This window comes from Schumannella luteola, from assembly GCF_013408685.1.
Taxonomy (GTDB): domain Bacteria; phylum Actinomycetota; class Actinomycetes; order Actinomycetales; family Microbacteriaceae; genus Schumannella; species Schumannella luteola.
Map to the genome: position 1 here is coordinate 2486709 of NZ_JACBZY010000001.1, position 16699 is coordinate 2503407.

A 16699-nucleotide genomic window follows, 5' to 3' on the forward strand; every position below is an offset into this window, starting at 1 on the left:
CCGCGCCGTCATCCGCGCCTCGTCAGCTCAGTCGAGCTGGAAGGCGCGCTCCACGAACTCGGCCTGCTCGGCCGCGCTGCGCTTCGTCGAACCCGCGGCCGGCGACGCCGAGGCGGGGCGCGACACGACGCGCACCGGGCGGTCGAGCTGCGGCGCGAGCTCCTGGTTCACGAACGGCCAGGCGCCCTGGTTCTCGGGCTCGTCCTGCACCCAGACCAGCTCGGCCGAGGGGTAGCGGGCGATGACCTCGCGCACCTGCTCGGTCGGCAGCGGGTAGAACTGCTCGAGCCGCACGAAGGCGATCTGGTCGCCCGTCTCGCGCTTCTCGGCCTCGGCGACCAGGTCGTAGTGCAGCTTGCCGGCGTGCAGCAGCACGCGCTTCACCGCGTTCGGGTCCTGGATGCGCGCGTCGTCGATCACCGGCTCGAACCGACCCGAGGTGAACGCCGAGACGTCGCTCGTGGCGCCGCGCAGGCGCAGCATCGACTTCGGGGTGAAGACGATGAGCGGGCGACGCGGGCGGGCGTAGGCCTGGCGGCGCAGCAGGTGGAAGTACGACGCCGGCGTCGACGGACGCGCGATAGTCATGTTGTCCTCCGCCGCGAGCTGCAGGAAGCGCTCGATGCGCGCCGACGAGTGGTCGGGTCCCTGGCCTTCGTAGCCGTGGGGGAGCAGCAGCACGACGCTGGAGCGCTGGTTCCACTTCTGCTCGGCCGCCGAGATGAACTCGTCGATCACGGTCTGGGCGCCGTTGACGAAGTCGCCGAACTGCGCCTCCCAGAGCACGAGCGCGTCGGGGCGCTCGACCGAGTAGCCGTACTCGAAGCCGAGGGCCGCGAACTCGCTGAGCAGCGAGTCGTAGATCCAGAGCTTCGCCTGGTTGTCGGCGAGGTTGCCGAGCGGCAGCCATTCCTGGCCGTTCTCGCGGTCGTGGAAGACGGCCTGGCGCGACGAGAAGGTGCCGCGGCGCGCATCCTGACCGACGAGGCGCACCGGGGTGCCCTCGGTCAGCAGCGATCCGAACGCGAGCAGCTCGCCGAAGCCCCAGTCGATGCCGCCTTCGCGGGTCATCGTCTGGCGCTTCTTGAGCAGCTGCTGCAGCTTCGGGTGCACGGCGAAGCCCTCGGGCGGGCTGACGTGCGCGTCGCCGATCAGCTGCACGACGCTCTCGTCGACCGCGGTCGAGGTCGGCTCGCCGGTGCGGTCGTCCTCGTTCTGCTGGGCGCCGGGACGCTCGAGGTCGCGCTCGGCGCCGCCGTCGGCCGTGATGACCGGCAGCGTGCCGGTCTGGGCGGCGTGGGTCTCGGCGAAGGCGCGCTCGAGGCGGTCCTGGAAGTCCTGGTGCGTCGCCTCGTACTCCTCCTGAGTGATGTCGCCACGACCGATGAGCGCCTCCATGTAGAGGGTTCGGGTCGAGCGCTTCGCCGAGATGAGGTTGTACATGAGCGGCTGCGTCATCGACGGGTCGTCGCCCTCGTTGTGACCGCGGCGGCGGTAGCAGACGAGATCGATGACGACGTCGCGCTTGAACTTCTGGCGGTAGTCGAAGGCGATCTCGGCGACGCGGATGACGGCCTCGGGGTCGTCGCCGTTCACGTGGAACACGGGCGCCTGGATCGTCTTCGCCACGTCGGTCGAGTACAGCGAGCTGCGCGCGTCGAGCGGCGAGGTCGTGAAGCCGATCTGGTTGTTGACCACGACGTGCACGGTGCCGCCAGTCTTGTAGGCGCGCAGCTGCGACATCTGCAGGGCCTCGACGACGATGCCCTGTCCGGCCATCGACGCGTCGCCGTGCACGAGCAGGGGCAGGGTCGAGAACTGGCCGTCGCCCTTGCGGTCCTGCTTGGCGCGCACGACGCCCTCGAGCACGCCGTCGACGACCTCGAGGTGCGAGGGGTTCGCGGCGAGGTACACCGCGACCTCCGACCCGTCCGCCGCCGTGAAGGTGCCCTCGGTGCCGAGGTGGTACTTCACGTCGCCGGAGCCGTGCTGCATCCGCGGGTCCTGGGTGCCCTCGAACTCGCGGAAGATCTGACCGTAGGTCTTGCCCGCGATGTTGGTGAGCACGTTGAGGCGGCCGCGGTGCGCCATGCCGATCGCGACCTCGTCGAGGCCCTCCTCGGCGGCGCCCTGCAGGATCTCGTCGAGCAGCGGGATGAGCGACTCGCCGCCCTCGAGGCTGAAGCGCTTCTGGCCGACGTACTTGGTCTGCAGGAAGGTCTCGAAGGCCTCGGCCTCGTTGAGCTTCGACAGCACGCGCAGCTGCTCGTCGTGGCCGGGCTTCTCGTAGGGGCGCTCGAGGCGCTCCTGGAACCAGCGGCGCTGCTCCGGGTCCTGGATGTGCATGTACTCGATGCCGACGGTGCGGCAGTACGAGTCGCGCAGCACGCCGAGGATGTCGCGCAGCAGTGCCGAGCGCTTGCCGCCGAACCCGCCGGTGACGAACTCGCGGTCGAGGTCCCAGAACGTCAGGCCGTGGGTCGCGATGTCGAGGTCGGGGTGCGAGCGCTGCTTGTACTCGAGCGGGTCGATGTCGGCCATGAGGTGGCCGCGCACGCGGAAGGAGTTGATGAGCTCCTGCACGCGGCTGGTCTTGCCGACGCGCTCCGAGAGGTCGACGTTGATGTCGGCCGCCCAGTGGATCGGGTCGTAGGGGATCCGCAGCGCGGCGAAGATCTCCTCGTAGAAGTCGTGCTGGCCGATGAGGCGCTCGTGCACCTTCTTGAGGAACTCGCCCGAGCCGGCGCCCTGGATGACGCGGTGGTCGTAGGTCGAGGTCAGGGTGATCGTCTTGCCGATGCCGAGCTCGGCGAGCGTCTTCGGGGCGGAGCCCTGGAACGCGGCCGGGTACTCGAGGGCGCCGGCGCCGATGATCGCGCCCTGGCCCTTCATCAGGCGGGGGACCGAGTGCTCGGTGCCGATGCCGCCCGGGTTGGTGAGCGAGATCGTGACGCCCTGGAAGTCGGCGGCCGTCAGCTTGTTCTTGCGGGCGCGGGAGACGACGTCCTCGTAGGCGGCGATGAACTCGCCGAAGCTCATGGTGTCGGCGCGCTTGATGCCGGGCACCATGAGCGCGCGGGTGCCGTCGGGCTTGGGCAGGTCGATCGCGATGCCGAGGTTGATGTGCGCCGGCGCGACGACGGAGGGCTTGCCCTCGACCTCGTCGTAGAAGACGTTCTGGCTCGGGAATTCCTCGAGCGCCCGCACCATCGCCCAGGCGATGAGGTGGGTGAAGGAGATCTTGCCGCCGCGGGCGCGACGCAGGTGGTTGTTGATGACGATGCGGTTGTCGATCATCAGCTTGGCCGGGATGGTGCGCACGCTCGTCGCGGTCGGCACCGTCAGGCTCGCGTCCATGTTGGTCGCGATGGTCTTCGCGAGGCCGCGCAGCGGGGTGACGATGTCGGTCGTCTCGGGCTGCTCGGTCGCGGGCGCGGCGGCCGGCGCGTCGGCGGGGATCGGCTGCGGCTTCGGCTGGGCCGAGGTGGTGCGCGCGACCGGCGTGGTGCCCGTCGTGGTCGGCGGCTCGGTCGCGGGGGCGGGTGCCGAGGTCGCGGGCGCGGCCGGGGCCTCGGACGGCGCCGGCGCGGCCGGTGCCGCTGCGGTCGGTTCGGCGGAGGCCGTGCCGACGACGGGGATCGCGGTGGTCGGGGTCGGGTCGGAGGAGGCCGAGGCGGACGCCTGGGTGTGCCGTGCTTCGAGCACGGGCCACCAGCTCCGATCCACCGACTCCTTGTCGACGAGGTACCGCTCATACAACTCGTCGACGAGCCATTCGTTGGCTCCGAACGCTCCGGATTCGCCCTCCGGAGTAACACCGGTCACGTGGCTCGACACAGCCGACCGCCCACTCTCACTTGTTCGCTGCGAATAGATCAGGTTCCGGTGAGACCGAAGTGCCTCTCGACAGCGGTCGCACCGCCTCCAACCCTAACGCTCGCGGAGGGGCCGGCGACGCCGTGAGCCGGGTGTCGGGCCGATACTTTCGGGGGTTTCTGCGGTTACCGTGAGGGCATGCGGTTCGTGAGGGATCTGCCCGCCCATGATCTGACCTACTCCGACGTCTTCCTGGTGCCCAGTCGGTCATCCGTGACGAGTCGGCTCGACGTCGATCTCGCCCCCGACGACGGCTCCGGGGCGACGATCCCGATCGTCGCCGCGAACATGAATTCGGTCACCGGGCCTCGACTCGCGGCCTCGCTCGCGCGGCGCGGCGGGCTCGGCGTGCTGCCGCAGGATCTGCCGCTGCAGGATCTCGACGCGGCGATCCGCTGGGTCAAGCAGCAGTCGGTGCGGTGGGACACGGCGATCCGACTGCACGAGGACCAGACCGCGGCGGATGCGCGCGCGCAGGTTCCGGCGCTGCCCGGCTACGGCGTCGTGGTCGAGGACGCGTCGGGTCGCGAGCTCGGCGCGATCCCGGCCGATCGTCTCGCGCACACGCTGCCCGACGCCCGGCTCGGCGATCTGGTGCAGGCGGATGTCGTCTCGCTCGACGCCGACGACATCGACTCCCCGCGCCGCGCCTTCGATCTGCTCGTCGACGCGGACAGCGAGTTCGCGACCGTGCGCGAGCACGGTCGCGTCGTCGGCACCCTCGGCCGGCGCAGCGCCCTCCGCAGCGCGCTCTACGCGCCGGCGGTGGATGCGGGCGGCCGCCTGCGCGTCGCCGCCGCGGTCGGAGTGAACGGCGATGTCGCCTCCAAGGCCCGCGCGCTCGTCGCGGCCGGCGTCGACGTGCTCGTCGTCGACACCGCGCACGGGCACCAGGAGCAGATGCTGCGCGCCCTCAAGATCGTGAGCGAGCTGAAGCTCGGCGTCCCCGTCGCGGCCGGCAACATCGTCACCGCCGACGGCGTGCGCGATCTCGTCGACGCGGGCGCCGACATCCTCAAGGTCGGGGTCGGACCGGGCGCCATGTGCACGACCCGCATGATGACCGCGGTCGGCCGCCCCCAGTTCTCGGCGGTGCTCGAGACGGCCGAGGCGGCGCGCGAGCTCGGCGCCACGGTCTGGGCCGACGGGGGAGTGCGCTACCCACGCGACGTCGCTCTCGCCCTGGCAGCGGGAGCGGCATCCGTCATGGTCGGCTCGTGGTTCGCCGGAACCGTCGAGGCGCCGGGCGAGCTCGAGACCGACCTCGACGGCCGCTCCTACAAGCAGAGCTGGGGCATGGCCTCGACCAAGGCCGTGCACGCACGCTTCGGCCGCCTCGACCCGTGGGAGCTCGCCCGCAAGGAGCTCTTCGCCGAAGGCATCTCGAGCTCGAAGATCTACCTCGACCCGCTGCGGCCCTCGCTCGAGGATCTGCTCGACATGATCACCTCGGGCGTGCGCAGCTCGTTCACCTACGCGGGCGCGACGAGCCTGGCGGAGTTCCGCGAGCGGGCCGTGGTCGGCGTGCAGAGCGCGGCCGGCTACGAGGAGGGCAAGGCGCTGCCGGTCTCGTGGTGAGGCCCGCCGCTATAGTTGCCGCAATCATGGACGACCCTCCATCTTCGCCCAGCCCCTCCTCCCACCATCCCGGCGCGCGCTCGAGCGTGCACGGCATCCGCGCCTCGTCCGCTGCGGGCGGTGATCGCGCGTGAGCTACGAGTGGATCCTGCTCATCGTCGGCGTGCTGCTGACGATCGGCACCGGCTTCTTCGTGGCGAGCGAGTTCTCGCTCGTGAACCTCGACCGCGCCGACCTCGAGCAGCGCCGCGACAAGGGCGAGGGGATGCTGAACCCGGTCATCGGGGCGCTCAAGGTCACCTCGACGCACCTCTCGAGCGCGCAGCTCGGCATCACCCTGACGACCCTGCTGACCGGTTTCACGCTCGAGCCGGCCTTCAGCCACTACCTCGAGCCGGTGATCGCGGCGATCGGGCTCCCCGAGCCGGCGGTCGCGCCGATCGCGACCGTCGTGGCGATCATCGTGGCGACGCTGCTGTCGATGATCCTCGGCGAGCTCGTGCCCAAGAACTTCGCGATCGCGGTGCCGCGCGCGACGGCGAAGATCGTCATCCCGTTCCAGGTCGGCTTCACGCTCGTCTTCAAGCCCTTCGTGGCGCTGCTCAACAACACGGCCAACGCGATCCTGCGCGGCATCGGCATCGAGCCGAAGGAGGAGCTGAGCTCCGCGCGCACGGCCGAGGAGCTGCGCAGCCTGCTGCGCCGCAGCGCCTCGGAGGGCGCGCTCGACCGCGAGACCGCGACGCTGCTGTCGCGCACCCTCGCCTTCTCCGAGCACTCCGCCTCCGATGCGATGACCCCGCGCCCGCGCGTGGCGAGCATCGATCGCACCCAGTCGGCGCAGGACGTGATCTGGCTCGCCCGGCGCACCGGCTTCTCGCGCTTCCCGGTGATCGACGACGACATCGATGACGTCGTCGGGGTCGTGCACCTGAAGCAGGCCGTGAGCGTGCCGCGCGACCGGCGGGAGCAGGTGCCGGTGTCGGCGCTGCAGACCGAGGCGCTGCGGGTTCCCGAGACGATGGGCCTCGACTCGCTGCTGGGTGAGCTGCGCGGTCGCGGCTATCAGATGGCCGTCGTGATGGACGAGTACGGCGGAACCGCCGGCGTCGTGACGCTCGAGGATCTGGTCGAGGAGCTCGTCGGCGAGGTGTCGGATGAGCACGACCGCTCGCGTGCCGACGTGGTACGCAGCCGGGGCTGGCTGACCTTCCCCGGAGCTCTGCGCCCCGACGAGCTGCAGGAGCGCGCGAACGTGACCGTGCCCGAGGAGGGCCCCTACGAGACCGTCGCGGGCTGGATCATGAGCGAGCTCGGGCGCCTGGCGCAGGTCGGCGACACGGTCGAGGTCGAGGCGGGCGCGTTCCGCGTCGAGCGGATGGACGGCCGCCGTATCGACCGGGTGCGCTTCACCCCGCGCTCGGATGACGAGAGCGGGGCCGGTGCAGCGAACGCGGCGGGAACGGCGGGATCCGCCGACCCGGCTGAGCGGACGAAGGGAGGCCGCGCATGAACGACGTGCTGGGAATCGTATGGCTCGTCATCCTGCTGCTCGTCAACGCCTTCTTCGTCGGCGCCGAGTTCGCCGTCATCTCGGCGCGTCGCTCGCAGATCGAGCCGCGCGCCGAGGCCGGGTCGCGCTCGGCCCGCACCGCGCTGTGGGCGATGGAGCACGCGACGCAGATGCTCGCGACGAGCCAGCTCGGCATCACCGTCTGCTCGCTGCTGATCCTCAACGTCTCCGAGCCCGCCATCCACCACCTGCTCGAGGTGCCGCTGGGGCTGACCCCGCTGCCCGAGGGCGTGATCACGACGGTCGCCTTCATCATCACGCTGACCGTCGTCTCGTTCCTGCACGTGGTGTTCGGCGAGATGGTGCCGAAGAACCTGTCGTTCTCGGTGCCCGACCGCGCCGTGCTGCTGCTCGCGCCGCCGCTCGTGTTCGTGTCGACCGTGTTCCGGCCGATCATCTGGCTGCTCAACGAGACCGCGAACGGCGTGCTGCGGCTGTTCCGCATCGAGCCGAAGAACGAGGCCGCGAGCGCCTTCACGGTGGATGAGGTGGCGACGATCGTCGCGACGTCCACTCGCGAGGGCCTGCTCAGCGACACGACGGGCGCGCTCAGCAACGCCTTCGAGTTCACGGAGAAGACGGTGCGCGACATCGCGGTGCAGATGCCGCAGCTCGTCACCCTGCCCGAGGACGCCTCGCCGGCGGACGTCGAGCGCGCTGTCGCGCAGCACGGCTTCAGCCGCTACGTGCTCGTCGACGAGGCGGGCGAGCCGACCGGCTACGTTCACCTCAAGGACGTCATCGACGTCGACGACGACGAGTCGGAGGAGCCGGTGCCGCCGAAGCGCATCCGCCAGCTCGTCTCGGTCTACCGGGATGCGGAGCTCGAGGACGCGCTGACGATCATGCGCCGCTCGGGGTTGCACGTCGCGCGCGCCTTCGACGAGGAGGGCGCCACCCGCGGCGTCGTCTTCCTCGAGGACATCATCGAGGAGCTCGTCGGCGAGGTGCAGGACGCGACGCGGAGGCGCTAGCCGGAGTGGTGCGGCTTCGTCCCCTCACCACTCCCGGTTCGTGCGCGCTCGCAGGTACTGCGGCGGCCACGGGGCGGCGTCCACGCCGAGCTCGTGCGCGGCGCGCAGCGCCCAGTGAGGGTCGCGCAGCGTGGCGCGGCCGAGCAGCACGGCGTCGGCGCGGCCCTGCTCGACGACCTCGGCGGCCTGCCGGGGCGTGACGATGAGTCCGACGGCCGCCGTCGGCGCTCCCGCCTCGGCGACCCGCTCGGCGAAGCGCACCTGGTAGCCGGGGCCGAGCGGCACGGTGACGCCGCCGACGAGTCCGCCGGTGGAGACGTCGAAGAGATCGGCGCCGTCGTCGCGCAGCCAGCCGGCGACCTCGACGGTCTGCTCCGCATCCCAGCCGCCGTCGGCCCAGTCGGTCGCGGAGACGCGGACGAGCAACGGCACGTCGGTCCCGACCTCGGCCCGTACGGCGCGCACGACCTCGCGCAGCAGACGGGCGCGGTTCTCGAGGCTGCCGCCGTAGGCGTCGTCGCGGATGTTCGAGAGCGGCGAGAGGAACTGGTGCAGCAGATAGCCGTGCGCGGCGTGGATCTCGACCAGGTCGAACCCGGCGTCGAGCGCGCGACGGGCTGCTGCCCGGAAGGCGGCGACGATGCCGGGCAGTTCGGCGAGATCGAGGGCGCGCGGGTCGGCGTAGTCCTCGAGCGGCACGGCGGACGGGGCCACGGTGGTCCATCCGCCCTCGTCGAGCGGCACGGACTGCGAGCCGGGCGCGCGGCCGGCCTCGGTCGGCCACGACGATCCCTTGCGTCCGGCGTGCGCGAGCTGCACGCCGCTCGCGGCGCCCTGCGAGCGGATGAAGTCGGTCACCCGGTGCCAGCCGGCGACCTGGTCGTCGTTCCACAGTCCGGTGTCCTGCGCCGAGATGCGTCCCTCGGGGGTCACCGCGGTCGCCTCGGCGATCACGAGCCCGGCGCCGCCGCGGGCGAGGGCGCCGAGGTGCACGAGGTGCCAGTCGGTGGGCACGCCGTCGCGCGCGGTGACGCTGTACTGGCACATCGGCGGGATCCAGATGCGGTTGCGGATCTCGAGCGCGCGCAGGCGGATCGGGTCGAAGAGCGTGGGCACGGGGCCTCCCGGGGCGGTGGAGCGATGGACGAGCGAGGGGGACGGCGGCGAGGGCTGCGCGGCGGGCGATCGCTGCGAACGGCCGGGCGCCGCCACGGGATCAGGCGAGCGAGAGCAGGAAGACCCGCAGGGCGTCCGGCGTCGTGAACAGGTGCCCTGTTCCGCCGACGGCCTCGACGCCGGCGATGTTCTCGGCGCGGTCGTCGATCAGCACGAGGCGATCGGTCGGCACACCGAGCTCCTCGGCGACGAGTTCGAACAGCCGCGCATCCGGCTTGAGCAGCTCGTGCTCGGCGCTGACGAAGACGCGCTCGAGACGGGAGCCGAGCGGTGATCCCCGATACGGCGAGGCGAAGTCGTGGCCCGCGTTCGACAGCAGCGCGACGCGCGTGCCGCCCTGCAGCAGCTCGTCGACCAGGCGCACGGTGCCCGGTTCGACCGTCAGCCAGCCGCGCAGATCGGCCGACCAGAGCGCGTGCCTCGTGGCGAGGTCGAACTCGCGGCCGACGCTCGCGCCGATGCGGGTCCAGAACTCGTCGACCGTGATCGCGCCCTGGTCGAGCGGATGCCGCAGCCGCTGGTACTCGGGCCAGATCTCGTCTCCGCCGCCCGCGATCCACTCGATCGCCCGCCGATCGTCGTCGCTCGGTGCGAGCGAGACCACCTGTCCGTAGTCGAGCAGCACCACGCGGTCGGGGATCGAGATCGCCATGCGCCCACGCTATTGCGCCGGGTGTCATGACGGCTGGCTAGGGTGACGACGTGGACGCTCTGCACCAGCCCGCCGACGCCGCCCGCTGGATCGCCGTGCCGGGCCCCGACGACGACAAGTACTCGCGCGGGGTGCTCGGGATCGTGACCGGCTCGACCCGCTATCTCGGAGCGGCCGTGCTCGGGGTGGAGGCGGCGATGCGCACCGGCGTGGGCATGATCCGCTACCTCGGCCCCGGCAGGGCGACCCGCCTCGTGCTGCAGCGACGTCCTGAGGTCGTGGCCGGGCCCGGTCGGGTGCAGGCGTGGCTGATCGGCTCGGGACAGGATGCCGCCGACCCCGATCCGCAGCGCGAGGACCGCATCGCCCCCGCCCTCGCCTCGCCGGTGCCGACCGTGCTCGACGGCGGCGGCTTCGAGCTGCGCCCGCGCATCTCGGCGCCCGTCGTGCTGACGCCGCACGCGGGGGAGCTCGCCCGGCTCACCGGCGCGACGCGCGACGAGGTGAGCGCCGACCCGCGCGCCGCGGCCGTCGCGGCCGCGCGCGAGCTGGATGCGGTGGTGCTGCTCAAGGGGCACAGCACCTACGCCGCGGATACGCACGGCCGGGTGCTGGTCGCGCGGTCCGCGCCGACCTGGACGGCGACCGCGGGAGCGGGCGATGCGCTCGCCGGCATCCTCGGGGCGCTCGTCGCCACGCACGCCGACGAGATCGCCTCCGACCCCGGCGTGCTGGTCGACCTGGCTGCCTCCGCGGCCGTGCTGCACGGCCTCGCCGCCGCGCGCGCCTCGCACGGCGGGCCGCTGACGATCCTCGATCTCGCCGCGGAGCTGCCGGGCGCGATCGCCGCCCTGGTCGCGACGCGCTGAAGCTCGCCTCGGCCCGTGTCACAGCCGAGCCGACCTAGGCTGTGCGGGTGACGTCGACTGCCGAAGCCTCCGCGTCGACGCTGCGCCGGCTGGTCGCGCATCCGCTGCCGCTCTGGATCGCCTTCGTGGTCGTGCACCTCGTCGTCGGCGCGATCGCGCTCGGCGGCGAGAAGACCGGCTACCCGCTGGGCGACGTCGAGTGGGTCTACACGCTGTGGACGCGCGAGGGGCTCGGCGGCGCCGGCTGGGTCGGCATCGACAAGCCCTTCGTCTACCCGCTGCTCGCCCTCGTGCCGATGCTCATCGCCCGCATCGCGGGGGAGCATAACTACGCCGCGGGCTGGCTGAGCCTGATCATGCTGCTCAACGCGGGCGCCTTCGCGATGCTGCTGGGCACCGCGCGCGACCGTGTCCGCGCCGTGGCCGGCTGGTGGTGGCTCGCGTTCCTGCTGGCGCTCGGCCCCATCGCCCTCGGCCGCATCGACTCGGTCACGGTGCCGCTGTCGCTCGCCGGACTGCTGCTGCTCGCCGCGCACCCTCGCGTCGCGATCGTGGTGCTGACGCTGGCGGCCTGGATGAAGGTGTGGCCCGCGGCCCTCGTCGGGGCGATCCTCGTCGCCGCCCCGCACCGGCTGCGCACGATCGGCTACGCGGTCGGCACCTCGGTCGTCATCATCCTCATCGCGCTGATCCTCGGCTCGGGTGCGAACGTGCTGAGCTTCGTGACCGAGCAGGGCGACCGCGGACTGCAGGTCGAGGCGCCGGTCAGCAGCTTCTGGATGTGGGATGCCGCCGCGCACCGCCCGGGCGGCTCGAGCCTGTACTACGACAACGATCTGCTCACGTATCAGCTGCGCGGACCGGGCGTGGAGGTCGCAAGCGCCGTCATGACGCCGTTGCTCGTCGTCGTGGTGCTCGTGGTCCTCGCGGTCGCGGTGCTCGCGCTGCGCCGCGGCGCCACCACGGCAGCCGTGCTGCCGCCCCTCGCCCTCGCGGTCGTGATGGCGCTGATCTGTTTCCAGAAGGTCGGCTCGCCGCAGTTCGTGAGCTGGATCGCGGTGCCGGTCGCGTTCGGGCTCGTGGCGCGCGCCGCGGGAGGCCCGTCGTTCCGCGTGCCCGCCGTGGCCGCTCTCGCGATCGCCGGCCTCACCCAGGGCTTCTACCCGTATCTCTACGGCTGGTTCCTCTCGCTCGACCCGGCCCTGCTGCTCGTCTTCACGCTCCGCAACGCGCTCGACGTCGTGCTGCTGGTCTGGGCGGTGGTGACGCTGCTCCGCGCGCACCGCGCCACGGCGTCGCCGGGGGAGAGCAGGGTCTCGGCGCTCGGTGAGGCGCCCACCTTCGGCTCCGCACGCTGAGCCGCGGGTCCCGCCGCCACTAGACTCGACCAGCTCGACGGCGAGCCGTCATCCACCACCGAATCTCGTCTCGAATCGCAGGTCTTCCTTGCCCGGTCTGTCGCCCGCCCGCGTCCGTCTCGCCCTCCTCGCTCTCGCGCTCGGCGGCTTCGCCATCGGCGCGACCGAGTTCGTCGCCATGGGCGTGCTGCCCGAGATCGCCGCGGAAGTTCTCCCCGAGCTGAACCGGGCCCAGCCCGAGGAGGCGATCGCCCGCGCCGGCATCGTGATCTCGGCCTACGCGCTCGGGGTCGTCGTCGGCGCGCCGACCATCGCCGCTCTCGCCGCGAAGCTGCCGCGCCGCGGTCTGCTGCTCGGCCTGGCGATCGCGTTCACGCTCGGCACCGTGCTCTCGGCGGCCGCGCCGACCTTCGAGACCCTGGTCGCCGCGCGCTTCGTCGCCGGCCTGCCGCACGGCGCCTACTTCGGAATCGCCTCGCTCGTCGCCGGCCAGCTCATGGGCCCCGGCAAGCGCGGGCGCGGCGTCGCCTTCGTGCTGAGCGGGCTCACGATCGCCAACGTGGTGGGCGTGCCCTCGATCACCTTCCTCGGCCAGCAGTTCGGCTGGCGCGTGTCGTACGTCGTCGTCGCCGCGATCTTCGCGCTGACGGCCGTCGCGATCGCGCTGCTGGTGCCGAGCTCGCCGGGCGACCCGAAGGCGACCCTGCGCCGCGAGCTCAAGGTCTTCACCCGCAGTCAGATCTGGCTCACCCTCGCGGCCGGAGCGGTCGGCTTCGGCGGATTCTTCGCGGTCTACAGCTACGTCACCAAGCTCACGACCGAGGTGACCGGCCTCGGTGCCGGCTTCGTCCCCTTCGCTCTCGCCACCCTCGGCATCGGCATGACGGTGGGCAACGTGGCCGGCGGTCGCCTCGCCGACCACGGCGCCATGCGCGCGGTGCTGATCCTGCTGCCCTCGCTCGCGGTCGCCTGCGTGCTCGTCGCCCTGCTGTCGGCGTGGCCCGTCGGCCTCTTCATCAGCCTGCTGCTGGTCGGCTTCGTCTGCGGCGGCGCCGGTCCGGCCGTGCAGACGCGCCTGATGGATGTGGCCGGCGAGGCGCAGACGCTCGCCGCCGCCCTCAACCACTCGGCTCTCAACATCGGCAACAGCATGGGCGCGGCCCTCGGCGGCGCGACGATCGCCGCGGGGCTCGGCTACACCTCGCCGGCGTGGGTCGGCGCCGCGGTCGCGGCCCTCGGTCTCGTCTTCGCGCTGATCAGCTTCGCGCTCGAGCGGGCCCGACCCGACACCATGACACCGATCGCCGGGCTGAACCTGGCCGACTGAGGCCGCGCATCCGCGCCGGGGCTGAGCCCGCGGTGACGGAAACCGCGCGATCGGAGCCCGAACGAACGGAGCCCCGGACGACACGAGATCGTCCGGGGCTCCGTGGCGTTCGGGGCTGGGCTCAGAAGGTGCCGGTGGGCGAGTCCTGGATCAGGATGCCGTCCTGGATGGCGCGGCGACGCAGTGCCACCTTCGTGCCCACGTCGATGCCGGCGACGCGGTACTTCTCGCGGATGCGCTTGAGGTAGCTCTTCGCGGTCTCCTCCGAGATGCCGAGCTTGTAGGCGACGGCCTTGACCGGCTCGCCGCCGCCGTAGAGCGCCATGACGCGGCGCTCCTGGGCGCTGAGCTTCGGGGCGCCGCCGATGTCGGCCGCGTTGATGGCGAGGTCGAGCTCCGCCGAGATGAAGCTCTCGCCCTGCGCAGCCGCGCGGATCGCCTCGACGATCATCGACGCGTCCTCGCTCTTCACCAGGTAGCCGAGCGCACCGGCCGCGAGGGCCTCACGCACGACGTTCGGCTCGGAGTAGGTGCTCATCAGCACGACGCGCACGCCCGTGGTCTTGAGCGTCGAGATCTTGAGCGCGACCGGGATGTTGTCCTTGAGGTCCAGGTCGAGCAGCACGACGTCGACGGGGAACTCGGGGTGCGTCAGCAGCTCCGGCCACGTCGTCACCGCCGCCACCATCTGGATGTCGTCGGCGGCATTGCGGATCCACTCGGTCAGCGCGCCGAGCAGCATCCTGTGGTCGTCGACCAGCGCCAGCCGGATGCGCTCCGGGTAGTTGCTCACGATGTGTCCTTCCGTTCTCCGGCCCCTCCGACCGGATGTCAGTGCTCCGCCGGGTTGTCGACGAGACAGTCGATGTCGACGCGCAGGCTGGAATCCTGAGTGCTGTCAGAGTATCGCCCCACCCGGCCGAGGGCGTCCCAGATCGACGGATCCACACGATTGCGCGGAACTCCGGCCGAGGTGAGCACGATCGGCACCGAGATCTTGCCGGGCACCGCCGCGGCGGCGCCGCCCACGACGGGGCCGATCTCGATCGTCAGCGAGCGCGCGGCGGCCTTGGTGGTGTCGTTGACGAGCAACCATGCGGCGGCGAGCAGCCCGTCGCGCTGCGCCGCGTCGAGCAGGCCGGCGAGGCCGGACTTGTCGATGAGCGTGACCGCCCGGCCGAGCAGCTCCGACTCGCTGACCGCGTGGTACAGCCAGGTCTCGCGACGGCCCTCGATGAGGTGCAGGCGCAGCTCGGTCGCGAGCGACGCGGCGACGGAGGCGGAGCGGGGGCTCAGCGGCAGGCGGGTGCGCCCCTCGGCGACGCCGTCGAGCAGCTCCTCGGCGGCGAGGTCGAGTCGTGCCAGCTCTTCGGAGGCGAGCATGCCGACCGCGAAGCGGGGAGCGGAGACGGTGCTCTGCACGAGCGAGCGGTCGAGCTCGGTCTGCACCATCTCGCGGAAGCCCTCGACCACCGCGATGCCGATCACGGCGGGGAGCACGGCGCCGGCGAGCAGGTAGACCTGGTCGGCCCAGTTCTCGGCCGCGATGGGGGTGCCGAGGAAGATCGCGATGATGAGCACCGCGGCCAGCGCGCTCGTGGCCCAGATGACCTCCGCCCGACCGCGGAGGCCGACGACCAGCAGCATCCCCATCCCGGCCACGGCCGCCGCGGTGGCGTGTCCGCCCAGGTCGGAGAAGCCCCAGGTCGCCGTCAGGTCGAGCGCGACCGCGGCCGCGACGCCGGCGAGGAAAAGCACGAACATCCAGGTCGGAAGCCGGTCGCCGACGACCCGCTCGGTCACGATGACCGCGGCGAAGGCGGCGAGCAGCACGATCCACGCGAGCAGGGCGATGATCGGCTGCGGGTACGTGCCCCAGGAGCCCAGGAACTCGGTGAGGCCGTAGATCGAGCGCAGCCCCACCACGACCGCGGCGCCGAAGCCGAGGAAGGTCGTGCCGAGACTCGCCCGGTGCGGCGAGCCCGGCCGGGTGAGACGGCGGGCCGTGCCGACGACGGCGCGGCCGGCGCGGCCGACGACGATGCCGAGGGTGTTCTCCTCGGGGACGATGCTCTCGATGCCGCCTGCTCCGGCGGTCGAGCCGCCCGTGCGCTTCATGCTCATCGCGGAACCTCCAGCACCACGGTCGTGCCCGCGCCGGGGGCCGAGAACAGTCGGGCGTTGCCGCCGACGTCGCGCAGGCGCGCGACCACCGACTCCGCGAAGCCGAGCTTGGCCTCGCTCACGTCGGCGATGTCGAAGCCGACGCCCTGGTCGGTGACCATCGCGCGCACCGTCTTCTCGTCTTCGGTGATCGTCACGTGCGCCTGCGTCACGCCGGAGTGGCGGCGCACGTTCTCGAGGCACTCGGCGAGGGCCAGCAGGAAGGCGTCGAGGATGTGGCTGGGCAGCAGCAGCTGGCCGGTGCCGTGCCAGGTGACCTCGAGCCCCATCCGGCCGAACCGCGACTTGACCGACTCGAGGGTCGTGCCGAGCTCGGTCTGCTCGACCGGCGTGAGGTTGTAGACCCCGGCGCTGGCCGGGGCGGGGGTCGCGCCGAGCCGGAGCTGGCGCAGCAGCTTCGCATCCCCGGCGGCCTGCTCGCGCAGCGCGTCCTCGCTGACTCCGACGCCGGAGTGCGCGAGCAGGGTGAGCGTGGCCAGCACGGTGTCGTGCAGCAGGCGGGCGCCCTGGCGGCGCTGCGCCTCGGTCTCGCTCGCCTGACGTTCGGCGCGGTGGGCGCGGCCGATGCTCGCGATGCGTCGCGAGACGCGGGGGAGGCCGGCGCTGAGCCAGACGGCGATGAACGCGGCGACCGCCCAGCCGAGCAGAACCGGCCCCGCCATGCGCAGCAGGAAGAGCTCGGTGGGCCCGAGTGAGCCGGCGAACACCAGCGTCGTGCCGCCGATCGCGACGAAGCTCATGACGAGCAGGATGACCCGGCCGATCGACGAGGTGAGGGTGAGGGCGACGCTCGCGGTAGCTCCGGCCGCGATGGCGGTGACCCCGGCGATCGCGCCGGAGGACGGCGTGTCGGGGCCGAGGGAGAGCACGGCGACGATCGTGCCGCCGCCCGCGAGCACGACGAGGATCGGCCAGAGCAGCGACCGGCTCGCGCCGAGACGCCACAGCCCGAGCACGAGCACGACGAAGGGGACGGCCGCCACGGCGAGGGTCGGCGGTTCGACGCCGCCGACGAGACAGAGCAGCGCGACGGCCGCGAACCCGAGGCCGTAGATGCGCGCGATGCGCTGCAGAAGACCGTCGCGTTCCCGCGTCATCAGTTCCACGCCGGCGTTCCTCCTCTGTGCGCGAG

Annotated in this window: 12 protein-coding genes; 6 read left to right on the forward strand and 6 right to left on the reverse strand. The window is 72.0% G+C overall.

What is annotated here, in order from left to right; translation table 11 throughout:
- Positions 1-27 precede the first annotated feature (27 nt).
- A complete protein-coding gene (locus BJ979_RS11245) occupies positions 28-3837 on the reverse strand; it encodes a multifunctional oxoglutarate decarboxylase/oxoglutarate dehydrogenase thiamine pyrophosphate-binding subunit/dihydrolipoyllysine-residue succinyltransferase subunit (protein WP_179567899.1) in 3810 nt (1269 codons plus the stop codon).
- 177 nt (positions 3838-4014) lie between these two features.
- Here BJ979_RS11245 and guaB1 point away from each other — a divergent pair, with 177 nt between their 5' ends.
- The 3 genes from guaB1 (at position 4015) to BJ979_RS11260 (ending at position 8001) form a co-directional block, all read left to right on the forward strand.
- On the forward strand, positions 4015-5454 hold the full coding sequence (guaB1, locus tag BJ979_RS11250) for a GMP reductase (RefSeq protein WP_179567901.1): 1440 nt from the start codon (positions 4015-4017) through the stop codon (positions 5452-5454).
- A gap of 130 nt (positions 5455-5584) precedes the next feature.
- Entirely contained in the window at positions 5585-6967 is a 1383-nt protein-coding gene (locus BJ979_RS11255) for a hemolysin family protein (protein ID WP_343046675.1), read from the forward strand.
- Positions 6964-8001: a hemolysin family protein gene (locus BJ979_RS11260; protein WP_179567903.1), complete on the forward strand. Its 1038-nt coding sequence runs from the start codon at positions 6964-6966 to the stop codon at positions 7999-8001. Before BJ979_RS11255 ends, BJ979_RS11260 begins: the two co-directional genes overlap by 4 nt.
- A 24-nt stretch (positions 8002-8025) precedes the next feature.
- Here BJ979_RS11260 and BJ979_RS11265 read toward each other — a convergent pair whose 3' ends face one another.
- Together BJ979_RS11265 and BJ979_RS11270 are read right to left on the reverse strand one after the other, a co-directional pair.
- Positions 8026-9117: an NADH:flavin oxidoreductase/NADH oxidase gene (locus BJ979_RS11265; protein WP_179567904.1), complete on the reverse strand. Its 1092-nt coding sequence runs from the start codon at positions 9115-9117 to the stop codon at positions 8026-8028.
- Between the two features lie 100 nt (positions 9118-9217).
- Complete coding sequence (locus BJ979_RS11270; RefSeq protein ID WP_179567905.1) at positions 9218-9829, reverse strand: HAD-IA family hydrolase; 612 nt, start codon at positions 9827-9829, stop codon at positions 9218-9220.
- Positions 9830-9879: 50 nt separating this feature from the next.
- On the opposite strand from BJ979_RS11270, the gene BJ979_RS11275 reads away from it, so the two are divergent.
- The 3 genes from BJ979_RS11275 to BJ979_RS11285 all read left to right on the forward strand — a co-directional run bounded on the left by BJ979_RS11275 (position 9880) and on the right by BJ979_RS11285 (position 13383).
- Positions 9880-10698: an ADP-dependent NAD(P)H-hydrate dehydratase gene (locus tag BJ979_RS11275; RefSeq protein WP_179567906.1), complete on the forward strand. Its 819-nt coding sequence runs from the start codon at positions 9880-9882 to the stop codon at positions 10696-10698.
- Positions 10699-10745: 47 nt separating this feature from the next.
- Positions 10746-12056 carry a glycosyltransferase 87 family protein gene (locus BJ979_RS11280; protein ID WP_179567907.1) on the forward strand — a complete coding sequence of 437 codons (1311 nt, stop codon included), beginning with the start codon at positions 10746-10748 and terminating at the stop codon, positions 12054-12056.
- An 88-nt stretch (positions 12057-12144) separates the two neighbouring features.
- Entirely contained in the window at positions 12145-13383 is a 1239-nt protein-coding gene (locus BJ979_RS11285) for an MFS transporter (RefSeq protein WP_179567908.1), read from the forward strand.
- Between the two features lie 121 nt (positions 13384-13504).
- Here BJ979_RS11285 and BJ979_RS11290 read toward each other — a convergent pair whose 3' ends face one another.
- Genes BJ979_RS11290 through BJ979_RS11300 form a run of 3 tightly spaced genes read right to left on the reverse strand, consistent with a single transcriptional unit; the run spans position 13505 to position 16664 of the window.
- Positions 13505-14176: a response regulator transcription factor gene (locus tag BJ979_RS11290; protein ID WP_141163299.1), complete on the reverse strand. Its 672-nt coding sequence runs from the start codon at positions 14174-14176 to the stop codon at positions 13505-13507.
- Positions 14177-14214: 38 nt separating this feature from the next.
- The gene (locus tag BJ979_RS11295; RefSeq protein WP_246286762.1) at positions 14215-15507 is read right to left on the reverse strand and encodes a hypothetical protein; all 1293 of its coding nucleotides are present in this window, start codon (positions 15505-15507) and stop codon (positions 14215-14217) included.
- Positions 15504-16664 carry a sensor histidine kinase gene (locus BJ979_RS11300; RefSeq protein WP_218853771.1) on the reverse strand — a complete coding sequence of 387 codons (1161 nt, stop codon included), beginning with the start codon at positions 16662-16664 and terminating at the stop codon, positions 15504-15506. The genes BJ979_RS11295 and BJ979_RS11300 overlap by 4 nt, the downstream gene beginning before the upstream one ends.
- Positions 16665-16699 lie beyond the last annotated feature (35 nt).